This window comes from Streptomyces sp. NPDC026092 (assembly GCF_040638605.1).
In the GTDB taxonomy this organism is placed as follows: domain Bacteria; phylum Actinomycetota; class Actinomycetes; order Streptomycetales; family Streptomycetaceae; genus Streptomyces.
This window is the reverse complement of the sequence record NZ_JBEZYN010000004.1, coordinates 175,629-195,717: the sequence shown is the minus strand read 5'-3', so window position 1 is coordinate 195,717 and position 20,089 is coordinate 175,629. Positions and strand designations below refer to the sequence as shown.

Here is a 20,089-nt window from a genome sequence, read left to right as displayed (position 1 = left end):
GGCGAGGCTACTCGGACGGCGACGACAACGGGGTGACGGGAGCGGCGCGCACGATGGTGATCACACGGTCCGTCAACTGCAGCGGGCTGGCCGCCGGATCGTCGTAACCGAGCAGCCGGTGCCCGCGCAACACGCTGACCACCAGGTCCTCGGTCTCCCGCACGCTCTTGCCCGCCTCGGCCTTGGTGACCGGCCGCTCCACCAGATCGAGCCCCGAGCCCTGCTGGATCAGGTCCTCCATCACCGCACCGGCGCTGGGGCTCAGCACGGAGAGCCCGAGCAGGCGACCGGCCGCGCTGGCGCTGGTGATCACGGCGTCCGCACCCGACTGGCGCAGCAGCGGCGCGTTCTCCTCCTCGCGCACGGCGGCGACGATCTTCGCGCCCCTGTTGAGCTGTCGGGCGGTGAGCGCCACCAGGACGGCGGTGTCGTCGCGCTGGGTGGCGATGACGATCTGACGCGCCTTCTGCACCTCGGCGCGGAGCAGCACATCGCTGCGGGTCGCGTCACCGACCACTCCGACGAAGCCGTCCGCGTTCGCGGTCTCGATCACCTTGGTGGAGGGATCGACGATGACGATCTGTTCCTTCCGCAGGCCCGTCGCGCAGAGGGTCTGGATCGCCGAGCGACCCTTGGTACCGAATCCGACGACGACGGTGTGGTCACGCAAGGTGGACCTCCAGCGGTTCAGCCGCCACTCCTCCCGGGTCCGCTCCGTGAGGACCTCGAGAGTGGTGCCGACCAGGATGATCAGGAACAGCACGCGCAGTGGCGTGATCACCAGGATGTTGACGAGCCGCGCGGTATCGCTGTACGGGACGATGTCGCCGTATCCGGTGGTGGAGAGGGTGACGGTCGCGTAGTAGGCGCAGTCGAGGAAGTCGAGCGTCCCGTTGGCGTTGTCGTGGTAGCCGTCGCGGTCGATGTAGACGATGACCGTGGTGAGGGCGAGCACGCCAAGCGCCATGAGCAGGCGTTTGGCCACCTGGCGTATGGGCTTCTCGACGACGCGGCGGGGCATCCGGATGCGGGTGGGGGCCGCCTTCTCGTCCGCGTCGCGCGCCATGACGTCACGGCTGGGAAGTTTCACGTGAAACACCCTCCTGCCGTGCGGTGGTGATGCTGGGGACGGGTTCGGCGAGCGAGCCCGGCCAGGGGAGGTCGAGGATCTCCAGCGCGTCGCCGGGCCGCGCGCCGCCGGGCGGGACGACGGCCATCCCGTCCGCCGCCGCGATCCCCCGGAGCATCGCGGGCCCGTGGTACCGCAGCGGAACGATCCGGTCGTCGCGGTAGACGACCGGGACAAGCCGGGTGTCGTGGGGGTGGCCCTGCACCTCGTCCGCCATGGGGACGCTGTACGGCGCCGGGAGCGGGGTCCCCGCGAGGGCGCGGAGCAGCGGCTCGGCCAGGGTGAGCAGGCCCGAGACGGCGGCCAGCGGGTTCCCGGGCAGCCCGACGAGATGGCGGTCGGCGTCGAGGCGCGCGAGCAGCATCGGGTGACCGGGCCGGACCTTCACCCCGTCGACGAGCAGGGTCGCCCCGGCTTTGGCCAGCACGGGGTGGACATGGTCGACGGGGCCCGAGGCCGTGCCGCCGGTGGTGATCACCAGGTCGGCTGGGGAGCCGGTGACGGCCGCCGCGAGGGCGGACTCGTCGTCGCCGATCCATCGGGTGGCCAGCGTCTCGGCGCCCAGCGCGGTCAGCCAGGGGCCGAGCATGGGGCCGAGGGCGTCCCGGATCAGCCCGTCGTGGGGGAGTCCCGCCGTCAGCAGCTCGTCGCCGAGGACGAGGACCTCCACGCGGGGGCGGGCCGGGGTGGGCAGCTCGTCGTACCCGGCGGCGGCCGCGAGGCCGAGGACGGCCGGGGTCACCCGGGTCCCGGCGGGCAGCAGCCGGTCACCGGCGCCGCACTCCTGGCCCCGGGGGCGGATGTCCTGACCGGGCACGACCTCGCGCCGGGCGTGCAGATGCCCGCTCGTATCGGTGCGGGCGTGCTCGCTGCGGATGACCGCCGTGGTCTCGGGCGGTACGCGGGCCCCGGTGGCGATCCGAACGGCGGTGCCGTCGTCCAGCGGCGCGGCGGGGGCGTGGCCGGCGAGCACGGCTCCCTGGGCGCGGATCTCCCAGGGGCCGGGACCGGCGACCGCCCAGCCGTCCATGGCCGAGGTGTCGAAGGAGGGCAGATCGGTGAGCGCGAGGAGCGGCTCGGCAAGCACCCGGCCCAGGGCCTGGTCGAGCGGCGTACGGAGGGGTGGGCGCGCGGCGCCCACGGTGGCCCCGGCACGGGCGGCGACGGCGCGCGCGGCGGGCCAGGCGGTGGCGTGGTGGGGGTCGTCGGGGGTGGAGGTGGGGCCGGCGGCAGCGGCGGCGGGCCGGTGCTCGGTGCCGCGCTGCGAAGCAACGAGGGCGAGGACCTCATCGACGCCGTCGTCGTCGGCGTCGTCGTGGTGCGTCATCCGTCCGTGTCCCGCTCCGCCTCGGCGGCCCAGCGGTTGGCGAGGGCGGCGGCCTTGCGGGACGCCTCGGCGACGGCCTCCGGGCCGTCGGCGCCCTCGGCGGCCGCCTTCGCCGCCGCGTACCCGACCAGGAAGGTGGTCAGCGGCGCGGCGGGGCGGGCGACCCCGTGGGCGGCGTCCCGGGCCAGATCGAGCAGGACGCCGGTGTCGACGTCGATCTCGATGCCCAGTTCGGCCTTGACTGCGGTGATCCATTCGTCCAGCACGTTCCCATGCTCCCTGATCCTGGCCCGGGCCGCGGCGATGTCCTCCCAGGTGTCGCAGTCGAAGGAGGCGAGGGGGCCCGCGGTGACCCGGACGATCCGCAGTCCCTCGGTGAGCAGACGCAGCGGGAGCCCGGAGAGGCCGCCGTGCTCGGTGGCGAGGCGAGCGAGCTCGCGGCGGAGGACGTCGGTGCGGTAGACGGCGACGAGCGGCTGGTCACGGCCGTCGGCATCGACGAGGAGGGCGGCGTCGGGCGCGGCGGCGTCGGGGGCGGGGGCGGCGGCGTCGGGCGCGGCGGCCTCGGACGCACCGGCCCCGGACGCGGCGGTCAGGGCGTTCAGGAGCCGGATGCCGGTCCCCTCGTCGAGGAACGGCAGGTCGGCGGAGAGAACGAGCACGGCGTCGGCCGCGACCTCGCGCACCCCGGAGTCGAGCGCGGCCAGCGGTCCCCCGCCGGGCGGCTCCTCCCTGGCCCACACCACGGGCCGCACGGTCGGCCGCCGGTCTCCGACGACGACGGTGCGCCCGGCGCCCCGGCAGCCGGCGAGCACGCGGTCGAGCAGGGCCCGCCCGCCGACCCGCACGGCGGGCTTGTCCACACCGCCCAGCCGCTTGGCCGCCCCGCCCGCGAGCACGACGGCGTCATACAAGGTCGTCACCCCAGCAGTATGAGCCGCACCCGCCCCAAGAGCCCCCGGCCGTCTCAGGGGAAGAGAACATCGTGACGACGGCCGGGGGCTCCTGGGGTCGGTGCCGGGTCAGAGCGTGCGCAGCAGCACCGCGGGGTGTTCGACGCAGTCCGCGACGTAGCGGAGGAAGCCGCCCGCCGTGCCTCCGTCGCAGACCCGGTGGTCGAAGGTCAGCGACAGCTGGACGACCTGGCGGACGGCCAGCTCACCGTCGTGGACCCACGGCTTGGGGATGATCCGGCCCACCCCGAGCATCGCCGCCTCCGGGTGGTTGATGATCGGCGTCGACCCGTCGACCCCGAACACCCCGTAGTTGTTCAGCGTGAACGTCCCGCCGGTCAGGTCCGCCGGTGTCAGCGTCCCCTTCCGCGCCGACTCCGTCAGCCGCGCGAACTCCTCCGTCAGCGACTCGGCCGTCCGCGTGCCCGCGTCCCGGACCACCGGAACGACCAGACCGCGCTCGGTCTGCGCCGCGAACCCGAGGTGCACGGACGGCAGCCGGACGATCTCCCGCGCGGCCGTGTCCACCGTGGAGTTCAGCTCCGGGAAGCGGGCGAGCGCGTGGGTGCAGATGCGGGCGAGCAGCGCGAGGAGCGAGATCTTCGGGCCACCGGCCGCGTTCATCGCGGCCCGCGCGGCCATGAGCTCGGTCGCGTCCGCGTCCACCCAGCAGGTGGCGTCCGGGATCTCCGTACGGCTGCGGGAGAGCTTGTCGGCGACGGCGCCCCGGACCCCGCGCAGCGGCACCCTCTCGCCGACGGCCGCGCCGGCCGAGCCGGCCACGACCGGAGCGGGACGCGCGGCGGCCGTCTCGGCGGCGGCCAGGGCGGACTCCACGTCGGCCCGCAGGATCAGACCGGCCGGGCCCGACCCCCGTACCTCCCGCAGATCGAGGCCCTTGTCCCGGGCCAGCTTCCGCACGAGCGGCGAGATCACCGGCACGGGCCCGTCGGACACCACGGGAGCCGCAGCCGGAACCGACACGGGGATCTGGACCGGAGCGACGGCCGGAGCCGCGGCAGCCGGAGCCGCGGGGCTCTCGCGCCGCACCCGGCGACGCCTGGCCGCCGGTCCCGCCGTGCCGTATCCGACGAGCACGTTGCCGGAGTACTCCGAGGACTCGGCGGAGGCGGCCGCCTCCGCCGAGGGACCGCCCGCGACCGCGGCGGACGGTGCCGTCGGCACCTCGCCCGGCGTTCCGCCGACCGCGACCGTAATCAGCGGCGCGCCGACCGGCAGCTCCGTGCCCTCGTCGCCGAAGCGGGCGGTCACCACACCGCCGTACGGGCACGGCACCTCGACCATGGCCTTGGCGGTCTCGACCTCCACGACCGGCTGGTCGATGGCGACGACGTCGCCGACGTTCACCAGCCAGCGGACGATCTCCGCCTCGGTCAGCCCCTCACCGAGGTCGGGCAACTTGAACTCGAGAACCTGGGCCATCAGTTGCCCGCCTCCCACTGCAGCCGCGCCACCGCGTCGAGAATCCGGTCCACGCCCGGCAGGTGGTGCCGCTCCAGCATCGGCGGCGGGTACGGGATGTCGAACCCGGCGACCCGCAGGACCGGCGCCTCCAGGTGGTGGAAGCAGCGCTCGCTCACGCGCGCCGCGATCTCCCCGCCCGGCCCGCCGAACCCGGCCGACTCGTGGACGACGACGGCCCGTCCGGTGCGCCGCACCGACGCGCAGACGGTCTCCTCGTCGAACGGCACCAGCGAGCGCAGATCGACCACCTCCAGGTCCCAGCCCTCGGCCTGGGCCGCCTCCGCGGCCTCCAGGCAGACCGGCACGGACGGCCCGTACGTGATCAGCGTCGCGCTGCGCCCCGCGCGGCGCACCACGGCCTTGCCGATCGGCTCCACCGGAGTCGGTGCCTCGGGCCGCCAGTCGGCCTTCGACCAGTAGAGCCGCTTGGGCTCCAGGAAGACGACCGGGTCGTCGGAGGCGATCGCCGCCCGCAGCAACCCGTACGCGTCCTCGACGGTGGCCGGGGTGACGACATGGAGCCCCGGCGTCGCCATGTAGTACGCCTCGGAGGAGTCGCTGTGGTGCTCCACACCGCCGATCCCGCCGCCGTACGGCACCCGGATCACCAGCGGCATCGGCATCGCGCCCCGGGTGCGGTTCCGCATCCGGGACACGTGGCTGATCAGCTGCTCGAACGCCGGGTAGGCGAAGGCGTCGAACTGCATCTCGACGACCGGCCGCAGCCCGTACATCGCCATGCCGACGGCCGTGCCGAGGATGCCGGCCTCGGCCAGCGGGGTGTCGGTGCAGCGGTCCTCGCCGAACTCCTTGGCGAGCCCGTCGGTGACCCGGAAGACGCCGCCGAGCGTGCCGACGTCCTCGCCCATGACATGGACGGTCGGGTCCTCGGCCATCGCGTCCCGCATCGCCCGCTGGAGCGCCTGCGCCATGGTGGCGGGCTTGGCCACCGCCTTCTTCTCCGGCGTCTGCTGCGCGGTGGTCATCACGCCTCGCTCTCGGCGTCGAGCTCGGCCCGCAGCTGCGCCGCCTGCTCGCGCAGTTGTGCCGTCTGCTCGGCGTAGACGTGCGCGAACAGATCCATCGGGTCCAGGACCGGCTCGGCGTTCATCCGCTCGCGCAGCTCCGCCGCCATCGTCTCGGCGGCCTCGGCCGCCGCCCGCTTGCCGTCCTCGTCGAGCAGGCCACGCTCCGTCAGCTCCCGCTCCAGGAGCAGGATCGGGTCGTGCGCCCGCCAGGCCTCGACCTCGCTGTCCCCGCGGTAGCGGGTCGCGTCGTCGGCGTTGGTGTGGGCGTCGATGCGGTACGTCACGGCCTCGACCAGGGTCGGTCCGCCGCCCCGCCGCGCGCGTGCCACGGCCTCGGTCAGCACCTGGTGGACGGCGACGGCGTCGTTGCCGTCGACGAGCCGACCCGGCATGCCGTACCCGACGGCCTTGTGGGCCAGCGAGGGGGCCGCCGTCTGCTTGGCGAGGGGCACGGAGATCGCGAAGCCGTTGTTCTGCACGAGGAAGACCACCGGGGCCTGCCAGACGGCCGCGAAGTTCAGCGCCTCGTGGAAGTCGCCCTCGCTGGTGCCGCCGTCGCCGACCATGGCGAGGGCGACCACGTCGTCGCCCTTGAGGCGGGCCGCGTGGGCCAGGCCCACCGCGTGCGGGAGCTGGGTGGCGAGCGGCGTGGACAAGGGCGCGACGCGGTGCTCACGCGGGTCGTACCCGGTGTGCCAGTCGCCGCGCAGCAGCGTCAGCGCCTGGACCGGGTCCAGACCGCGGGCGACGGCCGCGAGGGTGTCGCGGTACGACGGGAAGAGCCAGTCCCGGTCCTCCAGGGACAGCGCGGCCGCGACCTCGGCGGCCTCCTGCCCGGTGGTCGACGGGTAGACGGCCAGGCGGCCCTGCTTGGTGAGCGCCGTGGCCTGCGCGTTGTACCGACGGCCGCGGACCAGCTCCGCGTAGAGCCGCCGCAGCAGCTCGGGGTCGGCCTGGGCGGCCGCGTCCGTGCCGAGGACCCGATAGGGCTCGGCGTCGGGCAGCAGCGGGGCGGGGTCGGTGCGCGGCTTCCACGCCGGCGGCGGGGTCGGCCGGTAGGCGGTCGCGGCACCGGGCGGCTCTTGGACTGTCGAACTGCGCTGTTGCAACGAGTCCACCTCCTCGTGGGAGCGGGCATAAGACCCGAAGGCGGGTGGCGCGAATGTGGTGCGCCTCACCTACCGATTGTTCGGTCGTGGATCCATTTTGGCTACAGGCGCCCTCAGCCTGTGGACAATCGGTTCTCCACAGCCTGGGATGGAGACATGTCGTCCATGGATGAGAGGTGGGGGGACGTGGCGGATGAACAAATGGCCGACGGCTGGGAGCAGGCCCTGCCCCCGAGCCCGGCCGGAGTGCCGCAGGGCCCGCCGGCCCGCCCGCTCGACGCGATCGACCGGGACATCCTGCGCATCCTGCAGACGGACGGTCGCGCGTCGATACGCTCCGTGGCCGAACGGGTCCACGTGTCCCGGGCCAACGCCTACGCGCGGATCAACCGGCTGATCGACGACGGCGTGATCCGCGGCTTCAGCGCCCGGGTCAACCACGAGCGCGCCGGGCACGGCGCCTCGGCGTACATCACGCTGAGAATCGTCCAGAACTCCTGGCGCACCGTGCGCGAGCAGCTCCAGGCGCTGCCGGGCGCCGCACACATCGCCCTGGTCAGCGGAGACTTCGACGTCCTGCTGCTCGTGCACACGCCGGACAACCGGACGCTGCGCGAGCTGGTGCTCACCCGGCTCCAGGCGATCCCGGAGGTGCTCTCCACGCGCACGCTGCTGGTCTTCGAGGAGACGGACCTCGATCCGGACCACTGACGGCCCGGACCGGCAGGCCCGGACACGGGCCCGGACATGCGGGCCCGGACCGGAGGACCCGGCCTGGCCCGCGAAAGTGCCCTGGGACGGGCCTCAGCGGGCCGTCCGCAGCCCGTCGAAGGCCAGGTGCACGACGGTGTCGGCGAGCTGGTCCCGCTCGGCGTGGGCGCCCGGCAGCGGCCGGTACCACTCCACCAGCGAGTTGATCATGCCGAAGAGCAGCCGGGTGGCGAGCTTGATGTCCACATCGGCCCGCAGGTCCCCGTCGGCGACCGCCGCCTTCAGCAGGTCGGCCACCTTGTGGTCGAACTCCCTGCGCCGCTCCATGGCCCAGCGCTCGGTGTCGGTGTTGCCCCGGACCCGCAGCAGCAGCGTCACGTACGGCAGCTCCGCTATCAGCACCTCGACGGTGCGCCGGGTGACGTACTCGACCCGCTCGATCGCCCGGCCGCGCCCCGCGCCGGGCTCGCCGAGGATCCCGAAGAGCCCGTCGAGCGCACGGCTGACAGCCCTGCGCAGCAGCTCCTCCTTGCCGGCGACATGGTGGTAGATCGAGGACTTGGAGATCCCGGCGGCCTTGGAGAGGTGCTCCATGGACGTGCCGTCGTAGCCGCGCTCGTTGAAGACCCGTACGGCGACGGAGAGCAGCGTCTCGGGGGTGTAGGTGTCCCGCTTCGCGGTCGTCATGCCGTGGCCTCCTCGCCGGCCGTGTCCGCCGCCCGCTCGGCGGCCGCCTGTTCTTCCGCCGCGCGGTCCGCGGCCGCCTGCTCCGCGGCGACGCGGCGGCGCAGCGCCTGTGAGGGGGCGTAGCGGCCCGTCGGGTACTCCTCGTGGAGGTTGGAGAGCGTCCCCAGGACCCAGCCCGCGCCCAGCTCCTCGGCCCAGGCCAGCGGCCCGCGCGGGTAGTTCACGCCGAGCCGCATCGCGGTGTCGATGTCGTCGGCGTCGGCCACCGCGCGCGTGGCGGCGTCGTAGGCGAAGTCGGCGAGCATCGCGACCGTACGGGCGACGATCAGGCCGGGCACGTCACCGATGACGCTGACCTTCTTGCCGGCCGCTTGGAAGAGACCGATCGCCTCCTGCAGGGAGGCGTCGTCCACGGTCGCCGCGGGCGCGAGGACGATCCGCTCGCAGGTGGCGAAGTCCAGGGCCAGGTCGATGTGGATGACCGGCATCTCGGCGTCGTCGGCTGCGGTGCCGTCGGCGAGGAAGAGCCGGGTCCCGCTGGGCAGTTCGATCCAGCCCGGGTAGCCGGGCACGGCGTCGTCGGCGCGCTCGACCGTGATCCCTGACTCCTCGAAGAGACCCACCAGCGCCCGCGCCTGGTACAGGTCCCCCTGGACCGTGACCGAGGCCGGCCGGTCGGCGGGCGGCGCGGTGTGCGGCTCGGGGGCCGTCGCGCCGTCCCCGTACGGGAACCAGCCCTGCCCCGACTTGCGGCCGAGCCGCGCGGACTCGACCAGACGCCGCTGGGCGAGCGAGGGCGTGAACTTGGGGTCCTGGAAGAAGGAGTCCCAGACGGACCGGGTGACGGCCTCGTTGACGTCCTGGCCGATGAGGTCGGTCAGCTCGAAGGGGCCCATCCGGAAGCCGCCGCTCTCGCGCAGGGCCGCGTCGATGGTGGCGGGGTCGGCCGCGCCCTCCTCGTACACCCGCAGCGCCTCGGCGTAGAAGGGCCGGGCGATCCGGTTGACGATGAAGCCGGGGGTGTCGGCGCAGCGCACCGGGGTCTTGCCCCAGCTCTTGGCGGTCTCGTACGCGCGCGTGCCGGCCGAGGCGTCGGTGGCGAAGCCGCTGACGACCTCGACGAGCGGCAGCAGCGGCGCCGGGTTGAAGAAGTGCAGTCCGACGAACCGGCCGGGCAGCCGCAGCCCTCCCGCGATCGCGGTGACGGAGAGGGAGGAGGTGTTGGTGGCGAGGAGGGTGTCGTCGCCGACGATCTTCTCCAGGTCGGCGAAGAGCCGCTGCTTGACCGGGAGATGTTCGACGATCGCCTCGACGACGAGCGCCGCGTCGGCCAGCTCGGTCAGCTCGGCCGCGGCGTGCAGCCGGGCCACGGCGGCGTCGCGTCCGGCCTTGTCCAGGCGGCCCTTCTCGACCAGCCGGTCCAGGCGGGCGGCGAGCGCGGTCACGGCCTCCTCGGCCCGGCCGGGGGCGCTGTCGTAGAGCCGTACGGGATGCCCGGCGACCAGGGCGACCTGCGCGATGCCCTGGCCCATGGTCCCCGTGCCGACCACGGCGACGGTACGGCTCCGGTCGAGGGCTTCGGCGGCGGAATCCGGGGCCGTGGCCGGGGCGGCGTCCGACGCCGAGTCGCTCACATTGGCGGTCATACGGCTGATCCTCCCCGATGGGTTGTCCACAGCTTCGACAGACCCCCTTGTCCCGACCGATCGTTCGGTTACTCTAACTCTGTCCGTTCCTCCCTGCCCACCCGTCTTCCACGACCACCCGTCGCGGAAGGCACCGCGCAGGCGTCACACGCGCCGAACCGATCTAGCTCGACGAGGAGTTGGTCCCGCCATGGCCGCCGCTCAGCTGACCACCGACGCTCTGGCCCAGAAGCACCGGTCCACACTCGACCAGGCACTGGACACGATCCGCACCCGTGCCTACTGGTCACCGCACCCCGAGCACCCCAAGGCCTACGGCGAGAACGGCTCGCTGGACGCCGCCGGTGGTCTCGAGGCGTACAAGGCCCTGCTGAACACCCGCTTCGAGCTGGACCAGCCCGGCACGGACGACTGGACCGGCGCCGAGACCTCGCCGTACGGCCCGGCGCTCGGCATCGAGTACCCGCACGCCGACATCGACGTCCTGCTGCCCGCGATGCGCGCCGGCATGGCCGCCTGGCGCGAGGCCGGCGCCGAGGTCCGCGCCCTGGTCTGTCTGGAGATCCTCGCCCGGATCTCCGCCCGCACCCACGAGTTCGCGCACGCCGTCATGCACACCAGCGGCCAGGCCTTCATGATGGCGTTCCAGGCCGGCGGCCCGCACGCCCAGGACCGCGGCCTGGAGGCCGTGGCGTACGCGTACGCGGAGCAGACCCGGACCCCCGGCGGCCGCGCCGACTGGTCCAAGCCGCAGGGCAAGCGGGACCCGCTGGAGCTGACCAAGGCGTTCACGCCCGTCGCCCGCGGCATCGCGCTCGTCATCGGCTGCAACACCTTCCCCACCTGGAACGGCTACTCGGGCCTCTTCGCCTCGCTGGCCACCGGCAACCCGGTCCTGGTCAAGCCGCACCCGCGCGCCGTCCTCCCACTGGCGCTGACCGTCCGCGTCGCCCGCGAGGTCCTCGCCGAGGCCGGCTTCGACCCGAACCTGGTCGCGCTGGCCGTCGAGCGGCCGGGCGAGGGCATCGCCAAGACCCTGGCGGTCCGCCCCGAGATCCGGATCATCGACTACACCGGCTCCACCGCCTTCGGCGACTGGCTGGAGGCCAACGCCCGCCAGGCGCAGGTCTACACGGAGAAGGCCGGCGTCAACACGGTAGTCGTCGACTCCACCGACGACTACAAGGGGATGCTCTCCAACCTGGCGTTCTCGCTGTCCCTGTACAGCGGCCAGATGTGCACCACCCCGCAGAACCTGCTGATCCCCCGCGACGGCATCACCACCGACGCGGGACCCAAGTCGTACGACGAGGTCGTCGCCGACCTGTCGGCGGCCGTCGGCGGTCTCCTCGGCGACGACGCCCGGGCGAACGCCCTGCTCGGCGCCCTGGTCAACCCGGACGTGAAGGCGCGTCTGGAGGCCGCCGCGGGCCTCGGTGAGGTGGCGCTGGCCTCCCGCGAGGTGGCGAACCCGGACTTCCCGGACGCCGTCGTCCGTACGCCGGTGATCGTCAAGCTGGACGGCTCGAAGCCGGACCCGGAGGCGGCCTACTTCTCCGAGTGCTTCGGCCCGGTCTCCTTCGCCGTCTCCGTCGACTCGACGGCCGACGCGCTGGAGCTGCTGCGGCGCACGGTCCGCGAGAAGGGCGCGATGACGGTCGGGGCGTACACGACGTCACCCGACACCGAGCGCGCGATCGAGGAGGTCTGCCTCGACGAGGCGGCCCAGCTCTCCCTGAACCTGACGGGCGGGGTGTACGTCAACCAGACGGCGGCGTTCTCCGACTTCCACGGCTCGGGCGGGAACCCGGCGGCGAACGCGGCCCTGTGCGACGGAGCGTTCGTCGCCAACCGCTTCCGCGTGGTGGAGGTCCGCCGGCAGGCGTGACCGGGGCAGTCGCGGGGGCCTCACGGGGCCTCCGCGAAGCCCATCGGTCATCCGCCCGGGGTGATCTCCGCGTACCGCTGCACCCACGCGTGCATCGCGATCGCCGCGGCGGCGCCCGCGTTGATCGACCGGGTCGAACCGAACTGGGCGATCGAGCAGACCATCTCCGCGTGGTTCCGGGCCTCCTCGGTGAGGCCCGGACCCTCCTGCCCGAAGAGCAGCACACAGCGCCGCGGCAGTACGGTCCGCTCCAGCGGCACGGCGCCCGGCAGGTTGTCGATGCCGATGATCGGCACGCCCTCCGCCTTCGCCCACGCCGTCAGCGACTCGGTATCCGGGTGGTGGCGGACGTGCTGATAGCGGTCGGTGACCATGGCCCCGCGCCGGTTCCAGCGCCGCCGGCCGACGATGTGGATCTCCTTCGCCAGGAAGGCGTTGGCGGTCCGTACCACCGACCCGATGTTGAAGTCGTGGCCCCAGTTCTCGACCGCGACATGGAAGTCGTGCCGCCGGGTGTCCAGGTCGGCGACGATCGCCTCCCGCGTCCAGTACCGGTACCGGTCGACGACATTGCGCCGGTCCCCGCCGGCGAGCAGCTCCGGGTCGTAGCGCTCGCCGTCCGGCCAGGGCAGCGGATGCGGCCCCACGCCGACCTCGGGGGCGTACCCGTCGTCGTACTGGATCGGCTCGGACTGTTCAGCGGTGCTCACCCCACGAGGGTACGGGGGGTGGCCTCCTCGTCCGTACGGCGCTGGTCGGGCACCGTGCCGCGCGGCCGGGACAGCAGCCGGTCCCTGCCGCGCCCCACCCGCGCGCCCAGCCAGACCAGGAACGCCGTCGGCAGGAACACCGCGTCGGCCGAGATCATCGCCAGCGAGAAGAGCGGGAGCCCGAGGAGCACGGCGATGCCGGCGTGCTCCAGCATCATCGCGACGAGCAGGACGTTCTTGACCTTGCGGTTGAACAGGGCGAAGGGGAAGGCGACCTGGATCAGGACGGTGCCGTAGGTCAGCACCATCACCATCACGCCGCTGGCTCCGAGCAGATCGGACAGGACGGGCCAGGGCGAGAAGTAGTCCAGCTGGAGCGGGTAGTAGAGCGCGGTGCCGTCCTGCCAGCGCGAACCCTGGATCTTGTACCAGCCGGCCGTCGCGTAGATCAGACAGACCTCGGCCATGATCACGACGAGAGCGGCGTTGTGGGTGAGGTTGGCGAGGACGTCGAGCAGGGTGCGCGGCTCGCCCGGCGCGTAACGGCACACCAGCCACCACAGCGCCTGCCCGAGCCACAGCACCCACAGCATCACAAGGAGCCAGGCCGAGCCGTTGGTGTCGGAGTAGTAGGTCGTGGCGAGCAGCAGGCCGCCGAGCACGGTCCACAGCAGCGGCCCGACGACATCGCGCCGGGGCGCCTTCCCCGCCTCCGCCTCACGGGCCTCGCGAGCGGCCCGACGTGCGTCGAGGGACCAGACCTGACCGCAGCGGGTCAGGACGAGGTAGATCGCGGTGAGGTGGATGACGTTGTCCCCGCCGTCGCCGACGAAGACGGAGCGATTCTGCAGGGACAGCACACCGACCATGAAGACCACCGACATGGCGCGGGTGCGCCAGCCGAGCAGCATCAGAAGGGCGGAGAGGACGGCGAGCACGTAGACGGTCTCGAACCAGAACCTGCTGTCCGACCACATGAGCACGGTGAACGCTTCGTTCAGGCCGATCAGCCGGCGGCCCATGTCCCAGGCCCAGGGTCCTTCGGGACCGTAGAGCTCATGGCGGTGGGGCAGTTCGCGCAGCAGGAAGAGCAGCCAGGTGAGCGAGATGCCGATGCGGACGATCGCGGTCTGGTACGGGCCGAGGGCCGAGGCCGTGACCCGCTGGATGCCCCGCGCGAGCCGCCGGTCGAACGGCTCACGGGTCGCGGCGGCCTTCGCGGTGTTCAGTGGTGTGGATGATCGGTTCACCGGCCCGCCTCCGTGCGGTCGTCCCGTGCCCCGCCCGGCAGATCGGCGGCGGTCACCCTCCACCACGGAAACTCCCGGTGGGAGGGGTCCGTGTTCGACTTCTCGGTGCTCCACGCCGGGGCGGGCACGAGGCGCGTCACGGAGCGGAGCTGGATCCGCTCCACCTTTCCGCCGAGGTCCTCCCCGTCGAGCCGGAGCATGACGATCCGGCGCACGTACTCCTCGGAGAGCCGGCCGCGCAGACCGTTGGGCCGGTGGTCGTCGCCGTGGGTGTTCGTATAGAAGTCCCACGCCCGGCGGAGCTCGTTCTGTTCGGTGTGGCTGGGCACGAGGTTGCCCCGGATCGCCTCCGCGTCCTGCGCGGTCAGATCGATCCAGCCGGTGGTGCGGGATGCGCCGTCGGCGCCCTCGACCTCGGCACGGACCTCGACCGAGACGTTCTGCTGGAGCGGATTGGGGGCGAAGAGCTTCCAGTTCTGCTCGAACTCGGGGTAGATCCACTCGTCGACCGCGTCACCGTGCTGCTTGGTCAGCGTGTTCGACGGCGCGACGTGCAGGAACACCATCGCGAGGTGGACGGCGGCGAAGACCGCGACACCGGCGAGCACGACGGCCGCGACCACCTGGTACGGGAGCGAGAGCGAGGCGATCCCGACGCCCTGGCCGCGCACCTCCGGCGACTCCGGCCCGGGCGGCGGCTGCTCCTCTTGTACGCCCGCGTCCTCCGCGTCGACCTGCGCTTCCATCCCCGCCCCGATCCCGATCCGTCCGCCCTCGGTCATCCACAGGGTTGACACCATACGGGCCGCCGACCGACCATTGAAGTCATTCAACCGAACGATCGGTCGGTAGGGGGTCCGATGACCGCAGGGACGGCAGCGACCGCAGTGACCGCGGACGCACAGAAGACACGGGCGGCCGCACAGGGCGCGCCGGACAAGGGCTCGGACACCGCCGCGTCGGAGGCAGCGGCGCAGGCGGCCTACGAGGCGGTGTTCGACGCCGCCGTCGCCGCCGACGAGCGCATCGAGCCGCGCGACTGGATGCCGGACGCCTATCGGGCGTCCCTCGTCCGCCAGATGGCCCAGCACGCCCACTCCGAGATCATCGGCATGCAGCCCGAGGCCAACTGGATCACCCGCGCGCCCTCGCTGCGCCGCAAGGCGATCCTCATGGCCAAGGTCCAGGACGAGGCAGGCCACGGGCTGTATCTGTACAGCGCGGCGGAGACCCTCGGCACCAGCCGTGACGAGCTCCTCGACAAGCTCCACGCCGGCCGCCAGAGGTACTCCTCGATCTTCAACTACCCGACGCTGACCTGGGCCGACGTCGGCGCCATCGGCTGGCTCGTGGACGGCGCCGCGATCACCAACCAGGTCCCGCTCTGCCGCTGCTCGTACGGCCCGTACGCCCGCGCGATGGTCCGTATCTGCAAGGAGGAGTCCTTCCACCAGCGGCAGGGGTACGAAGCCCTCCTCGCCCTCTCCCGGGGCACCGAGGCCCAGCACGCCATGGCGCAGGACGCGGTGAACCGCTGGTGGTGGCCCTCGCTGATGATGTTCGGCCCGCCGGACGACGCATCGGCGCACTCCGCCCAGTCCATGGCCTGGAAGATCAAGCGGCACTCCAACGACGAGCTGCGCCAGCGGTTCGTGGACATCGCCGTCCCCCAGGCCGAGGCCCTCGGACTCACCCTCCCGGACCCGGACCTGCGGTGGAACGAGGAGCGCGGGCACTACGACTTCGGCCCCATCGACTGGGCCGAGTTCCAGGACGTCCTCAAGGGCAACGGCCCCTGCAACGATCAACGGCTCGACCGGCGCCGCCGGGCCCACGAGGACGGGGCCTGGGTCAGAGAAGCAGCGGCGGCATACGCCGGAAAGCACGGGGAGGCACGGGCATGACCACCGACGGATGGCCCCTGTGGGAGGTGTTCGTGCGCTCGCGCCGCGGACTGTCCCACACCCACGCCGGCAGCCTGCACGCACCGGACGCCGAAATGGCCCTGCGCAACGCCCGCGACCTGTACACCCGCCGCAGCGAAGGCGTCTCGATCTGGGTGGTGCCCTCCACCGCGATCACCGCCTCCTCGCCCGACGAGAAGGACCCCTTCTTCGAACCGTCGGCGGACAAGCCCTACCGCCACCCGACCTTCTACGAGATCCCCGAGGGGGTGAAGCACCTGTGAGCGAGACCACCGACACCACTGGCACCACCACCGGGATCGCCGAGGCGGCCCTGGCGCTCGGTGACGACGCCCTGGTGCTCTCCCACCGACTGGGGGAGTGGGCGGGCGACGCCCCCGTCCTGGAGGAAGAGGTCGCCCTCGCGAACATCGCGCTCGACCTGCTCGGCCAGGCACGCGTCCTGCTCTCCCTCGTCGGGGACGAGGACGAACTCGCCTACCTCCGCGAGGAACGCGCCTTCACCAACACCCAGCTCGTCGAACAGCCCAACGGCGACTTCGCCCACACCATCGCCCGCCAGCTCTACTTCTCCACCTACCAGCGGCTCCTCTACGGCCAGTTGGCGGCCGGCGACGGTCCCCTGAGCGGGCTCGCGGCGAAGGCCGTCAAGGAAGTCGCCTACCACCAGGACCACGCCGAGCACTGGACCCTCCGCCTCGGCGACGGCACCCCCGAGAGCCACGACCGCATGCAGCGCGCCTGCGACGCCCTCTGGCGCTACACCGGTGAGCTGTTCCAGCCCGTCACCGGCCTCGACGTGGACCACGAGGCCCTGCGGGCCGCCTGGCTGGACTCCGTCACCGCCGTCCTCACGAAGGCCACGCTCACCGTCCCGACCGGCCCCGACACCGGCGGCTGGCGCGCGGGAGCCGGCCGGCAGGGCCTGCACACCGAACCCTTCGGACGGATGCTGGCCGAGATGCAGCACCTGCACCGCAGCCACCCGGGGGCGACATGGTGACCACCATGACCGGCGGCCGCGAGACGACCGACCTGGAGCGGGAGCTGAGCCGGATCGCCGGCTCCGTCCCCGACCCCGAGCTGCCCGTCCTCACCCTCGGGGAGCTCGGCGTCCTGCGCGGCGTCCAGATCCTCGGCCCCGGCCGCGTCGAGGTCGAGCTGACCCCGACGTACACCGGCTGCCCCGCCATCGAGGCGATGTCCTCCGACATCGAGCACGCCCTGCACGAGCACGGCATCCCCGACGTCTCCGTCGTCACCGTCCTCGCACCCGCCTGGTCCACCGACGACATCAGCGACGAAGGGCGCCGCAAGCTCGCCGAGTTCGGCATCGCCCCGCCCCGCCCCCAGGGCCCGGCCGGCGGCCCCGTGCCGCTGACGCTGGCGATCCGCTGCCCGCACTGCGGCTCCACCGAGACCGAGCTACTCAGCCGCTTCTCCTCCACCGCGTGCAAGGCACTGCGCCGCTGCACGGCCTGCCGCGAACCGTTCGACCACTTCAAGGAGTTGTAGATGGTGTCCTCAGGGGCCGGACGGGCCGCGTTCCACCCGCTCCGGGTGAGCGAGGTCGAGCAGCTCACGGACGACTCGGTGGCCGTCACCTTCGCCGTCCCGGCCGAGCTGCGTGACGCCTACCGCCACACCCCCGGCCAGCACCTCGCCCTGCGCCGCACCGCGCGCGACGGCGAGGAGATCCGCCGTACGTACTCGATCTGCGCACCCGCGGCCCCCACCGGCCAGGACCCCGTCCTGCGCGTCGGCATCCGGCTCGTCGACGGCGGAGAGTTCTCCACCTACGCCCTGAAGGAACTGGCCGTCGGCGACACCGTCGACGTCATGGAGCCCATGGGCCGCTTCACCCTCACGCCCCGCCCCGGCCACTTCGCCGCCGTCGTCGGCGGCAGCGGCATCACCCCGGTCCTGTCGATCGCGGCCACGCTCCTCGCCCAGCAGCCGGACGCCCGCTTCTGCCTCGTCCGGAGCGACCGCACTGCGTCCTCCACGATGTTTCTCGACGACGTCGCCGACCTCAAGGACCGCTTCCCCGACCGCTTCCAGCTCGTCACCGTCCTCTCCCGCGAGGAGCAGCAGGCGGGCCTCCCGTCCGGGCGCCTCGACCAGGAACGGCTGACCGGCCTGCTCCCCGCGCTGCTGCCCGTCGACGAGATCGACGGCTGGTTCCTGTGCGGCCCCTTCGGCCTCGTCACGGCCACCGAACGCGCCCTGCGCGGACTCGGCGTCGAACGCTCCCGGATCCACCAGGAGATCTTCCACGTCGACGACGGCTCGGCCCCCGCCGTGGCACCCAGCAGCACGGCACCCGTCCACGCCACCCTGACGGCCACCCTGCACGGCCGCTCCGGCAACTGGCCCGTCCAGGAGGGCGAGACGCTCCTCGAAACGGTGCTCCGCGCCCGCGCCGACGCGCCCTACGCCTGCAAGGGCGGCGTGTGCGGCACCTGCCGCGCCTTCCTCGTCGAAGGCGAGGTCCGCATGGACCGCAACTTCGCCCTGGAACCGGAGGAGACCGAGGCCGGATACGTCCTGGCCTGCCAGTCCCACCCGGCCACCGCCGAAGTGGAGCTGGACTTCGACCGCTGACCGTCCCCCCGCGCCCATTCCCTTCCCCTAGAACCTGTTCTATCTTGACGATCCGTCAGAGCAGGCAACGGGAGGGCATGGCCGTGGACTTCACCTTCACCGAGGAACAGCAGGCGGCCGTCGAGGCGGCCAAAGCGGTCTTCTCCGGCGTCAGCCCCGACTCCGTACCGAGCCCCGCGCTCACCCCAGGAGCCGTCGCCGACGACCTCGACCGGCCACTCTGGTCCCGCCTCGCCGCAGCCGACCTGCTCAGCCTCACCCTCGGCGCCGAACACAACGGCGCGGGCCTCGACACCATCGCCCTCTGCCTCGTCCTGCGCGAATCGGCCCGCGTCCTCGCCCGCGTCCCCCTCCTGGAGACCAGCGCGGTCGCCATGACCGTCGAACGCTACGCGGACCCGCGCACCGCCGCCGCACTCCTCCCCCGCGTCGGCCGCGGCGAACTCGTCCTCACCGCCGCCTCCAACGGGCACACCGGCCACGACCCCGCCGAACTCGCCGTCACCGCCCGCCGCGACGGCACCGACTGGATCCTCGACGGCCTCCAGAGCGCCGTCCCCTGGGCCCACGGCGCCGACCGCATCGCCGTCCCCGCCCACACCGCCGAAGGACAGACCGTCCTCGCCCTCGTCCCCCGCACCCAGCCCGGACTCACCCTGGCCGCACAGTTCTCGACCAGCGGCGAACTCCTCGCCGAACTGCACCTGGACTCCGTACGCCTCGACAGCGCCGACGTCATCGACACCACCGGCGCCTGGGACTGGCTCCGCGGCGTCCTCGCCACCGGCACCTGCGCCCTCGCCCTCGGCCTCGGCGAAAACGTCCTCACGATGACGAGCCACTACACCGGCAAGCGCGAACAGTTCGGCCACCCCGTGGCCACCTTCCAAGCCGTCGCCGTCCAGGCCGCCGACCGCTACATCGACCTGCGCGCCATGGAAGTCACCCTCTGGCAGGCCGCCTGGCGCATCAGCAGCGGAGCGGGCGGCCCGCTACCGGCCGCCGCGGACATCGCCGTCGCCAAGATCTGGGCCTCGGAAGGCGTACGCCGCGTGGTGCAGACCGCCCAGCACCTCCACGGCGGCTTCGGCGCCGACACCGACTACCCGCTGCACCGCTACCACGCCTGGGCCAAACAGCTCGAACTCGCCCTCGGCCCGGCCGCCGCACACGAAGAGGCCCTGGGCGACCTCCTGGCCGCCCACCCTCTCGGCTAACCGAACCAGGACGACCGCCCCGGGCCAGAACAGAAGAGATCAGGCCACGAAGCCCGGGGCGCCGTCCTTCGCCACCACCGGCCGACCGGCCGCGTCCCAGGCGATCATGCCGCCGTCGACGTTCACCGCGTCGATCCCCTGCTGCACCAGATACTGCGTGACCTGCGCCGACCGGCCGCCCACCCGGCACATCACATACGCCCGACGCCCATCTGCCACGGCCTCGGTCACCTCGCCGAAGCGGGCTACGAAGTCGCTCATCGGCACATGCAGAGCACCCTCGGCATGACCGGCCACCCACTCGTCGTCCTCACGGACGTCCAGCACCAGGGCGTCGGCCGGCACGGAAGCCACGTCCACCGAGGGGAGCGGGGCGAAATTCATGGGACAGGCCTTCTCTCGTACGAACGGCTCGAAGGG

The 20,089-nt window shown here is 72.7% G+C and carries 20 protein-coding genes; 8 read left to right on the top strand and 12 right to left on the bottom strand.

Annotated elements, in window-relative coordinates; translation table 11 throughout:
* Positions 1-7: 7 nt before the first annotated feature.
* The 6 genes from AB0F56_RS08165 to pdhA form a co-directional block, all read right to left on the bottom strand.
* Positions 8-1,066, bottom strand: a complete 1,059-nt coding sequence (locus AB0F56_RS08165; protein ID WP_362006137.1) for a potassium channel family protein — start codon at positions 1,064-1,066, stop codon at positions 8-10.
* A gap of 4 nt (positions 1,067-1,070) precedes the next feature.
* Positions 1,071-2,456: a molybdopterin molybdotransferase MoeA gene (locus tag AB0F56_RS08160; protein WP_362005509.1), complete on the bottom strand. Its 1,386-nt coding sequence runs from the start codon at positions 2,454-2,456 to the stop codon at positions 1,071-1,073.
* Complete coding sequence (locus AB0F56_RS08155) at positions 2,453-3,379, bottom strand: DUF6457 domain-containing protein (protein WP_362005506.1); 927 nt, start codon at positions 3,377-3,379, stop codon at positions 2,453-2,455. Before AB0F56_RS08155 ends, AB0F56_RS08160 begins: the two co-directional genes overlap by 4 nt.
* Before the next feature lie 99 nt (positions 3,380-3,478).
* Positions 3,479-4,852, bottom strand: coding sequence for a dihydrolipoamide acetyltransferase family protein (locus AB0F56_RS08150; protein ID WP_362005503.1), 1,374 nt, complete (start codon positions 4,850-4,852; stop codon positions 3,479-3,481).
* Complete coding sequence (locus AB0F56_RS08145; protein WP_362005501.1) at positions 4,852-5,880, bottom strand: alpha-ketoacid dehydrogenase subunit beta; 1,029 nt, start codon at positions 5,878-5,880, stop codon at positions 4,852-4,854. The genes AB0F56_RS08150 and AB0F56_RS08145 overlap by 1 nt, the downstream gene beginning before the upstream one ends.
* Complete coding sequence (gene pdhA, locus AB0F56_RS08140) at positions 5,880-7,040, bottom strand: pyruvate dehydrogenase (acetyl-transferring) E1 component subunit alpha (RefSeq protein ID WP_362006135.1); 1,161 nt, start codon at positions 7,038-7,040, stop codon at positions 5,880-5,882. Before pdhA ends, AB0F56_RS08145 begins: the two co-directional genes overlap by 1 nt.
* A 192-nt stretch (positions 7,041-7,232) precedes the next feature.
* On the opposite strand from pdhA, the gene AB0F56_RS08135 reads away from it, so the two are divergent.
* Positions 7,233-7,742: an Lrp/AsnC family transcriptional regulator gene (locus tag AB0F56_RS08135; RefSeq protein ID WP_362006132.1), complete on the top strand. Its 510-nt coding sequence runs from the start codon at positions 7,233-7,235 to the stop codon at positions 7,740-7,742.
* Between the two features lie 93 nt (positions 7,743-7,835).
* Here AB0F56_RS08135 and AB0F56_RS08130 read toward each other — a convergent pair whose 3' ends face one another.
* A complete protein-coding gene (locus AB0F56_RS08130) occupies positions 7,836-8,429 on the bottom strand; it encodes a TetR/AcrR family transcriptional regulator (RefSeq protein ID WP_362005499.1) in 594 nt (197 codons plus the stop codon).
* The gene (locus AB0F56_RS08125; protein ID WP_362005497.1) at positions 8,426-10,075 is read right to left on the bottom strand and encodes a 3-hydroxyacyl-CoA dehydrogenase; all 1,650 of its coding nucleotides are present in this window, start codon (positions 10,073-10,075) and stop codon (positions 8,426-8,428) included. Before AB0F56_RS08125 ends, AB0F56_RS08130 begins: the two co-directional genes overlap by 4 nt.
* A gap of 190 nt (positions 10,076-10,265) precedes the next feature.
* Here AB0F56_RS08125 and paaN point away from each other — a divergent pair, with 190 nt between their 5' ends.
* Entirely contained in the window at positions 10,266-11,963 is a 1,698-nt protein-coding gene (gene paaN, locus AB0F56_RS08120) for a phenylacetic acid degradation protein PaaN (RefSeq protein WP_362005494.1), read from the top strand.
* A 47-nt stretch (positions 11,964-12,010) separates the two neighbouring features.
* Here paaN and AB0F56_RS08115 read toward each other — a convergent pair whose 3' ends face one another.
* Genes AB0F56_RS08115 through AB0F56_RS08105 form a run of 3 tightly spaced genes read right to left on the bottom strand, consistent with a single transcriptional unit; the run spans position 12,011 to position 14,705 of the window.
* Positions 12,011-12,673, bottom strand: coding sequence for a TrmH family RNA methyltransferase (locus tag AB0F56_RS08115; RefSeq protein ID WP_362005491.1), 663 nt, complete (start codon positions 12,671-12,673; stop codon positions 12,011-12,013).
* Entirely contained in the window at positions 12,670-13,902 is a 1,233-nt protein-coding gene (locus AB0F56_RS08110) for an HTTM domain-containing protein (RefSeq protein ID WP_362006129.1), read from the bottom strand. The genes AB0F56_RS08115 and AB0F56_RS08110 overlap by 4 nt, the downstream gene beginning before the upstream one ends.
* Before the next feature lie 17 nt (positions 13,903-13,919).
* Positions 13,920-14,705, bottom strand: a complete 786-nt coding sequence (locus tag AB0F56_RS08105) for a DUF5819 family protein (protein ID WP_362005488.1) — start codon at positions 14,703-14,705, stop codon at positions 13,920-13,922.
* A 78-nt stretch (positions 14,706-14,783) separates the two neighbouring features.
* Here AB0F56_RS08105 and paaA point away from each other — a divergent pair, with 78 nt between their 5' ends.
* From paaA to AB0F56_RS08075, 6 genes are all read left to right on the top strand, one after another.
* The gene (gene paaA, locus AB0F56_RS08100; RefSeq protein ID WP_362005485.1) at positions 14,784-15,827 is read left to right on the top strand and encodes a 1,2-phenylacetyl-CoA epoxidase subunit PaaA; all 1,044 of its coding nucleotides are present in this window, start codon (positions 14,784-14,786) and stop codon (positions 15,825-15,827) included.
* Positions 15,824-16,111, top strand: a complete 288-nt coding sequence (paaB, locus tag AB0F56_RS08095) for a 1,2-phenylacetyl-CoA epoxidase subunit PaaB (protein ID WP_362005482.1) — start codon at positions 15,824-15,826, stop codon at positions 16,109-16,111. The genes paaA and paaB overlap by 4 nt, the downstream gene beginning before the upstream one ends.
* The gene (gene paaC, locus AB0F56_RS08090) at positions 16,108-16,851 is read left to right on the top strand and encodes a 1,2-phenylacetyl-CoA epoxidase subunit PaaC (RefSeq protein WP_362005479.1); all 744 of its coding nucleotides are present in this window, start codon (positions 16,108-16,110) and stop codon (positions 16,849-16,851) included. Before paaB ends, paaC begins: the two co-directional genes overlap by 4 nt.
* A complete protein-coding gene (paaD, locus tag AB0F56_RS08085; RefSeq protein ID WP_362005476.1) occupies positions 16,845-17,363 on the top strand; it encodes a 1,2-phenylacetyl-CoA epoxidase subunit PaaD in 519 nt (172 codons plus the stop codon). Before paaC ends, paaD begins: the two co-directional genes overlap by 7 nt.
* Positions 17,364-18,452 (top strand): 2Fe-2S iron-sulfur cluster-binding protein, encoded by a 1,089-nt coding sequence (locus AB0F56_RS08080; RefSeq protein WP_362005474.1) that lies wholly within the window; start codon positions 17,364-17,366, stop codon positions 18,450-18,452.
* 83 nt (positions 18,453-18,535) lie between these two features.
* A complete protein-coding gene (locus tag AB0F56_RS08075; RefSeq protein WP_362006127.1) occupies positions 18,536-19,669 on the top strand; it encodes an acyl-CoA dehydrogenase family protein in 1,134 nt (377 codons plus the stop codon).
* Positions 19,670-19,708: 39 nt separating this feature from the next.
* Here the strand turns inward: AB0F56_RS08075 and AB0F56_RS08070 are convergent, their stop codons facing one another.
* On the bottom strand, positions 19,709-20,053 hold the full coding sequence (locus tag AB0F56_RS08070) for a rhodanese-like domain-containing protein (RefSeq protein WP_362005473.1): 345 nt from the start codon (positions 20,051-20,053) through the stop codon (positions 19,709-19,711).
* Between the last annotated feature and the right edge of the window lie 36 nt (positions 20,054-20,089).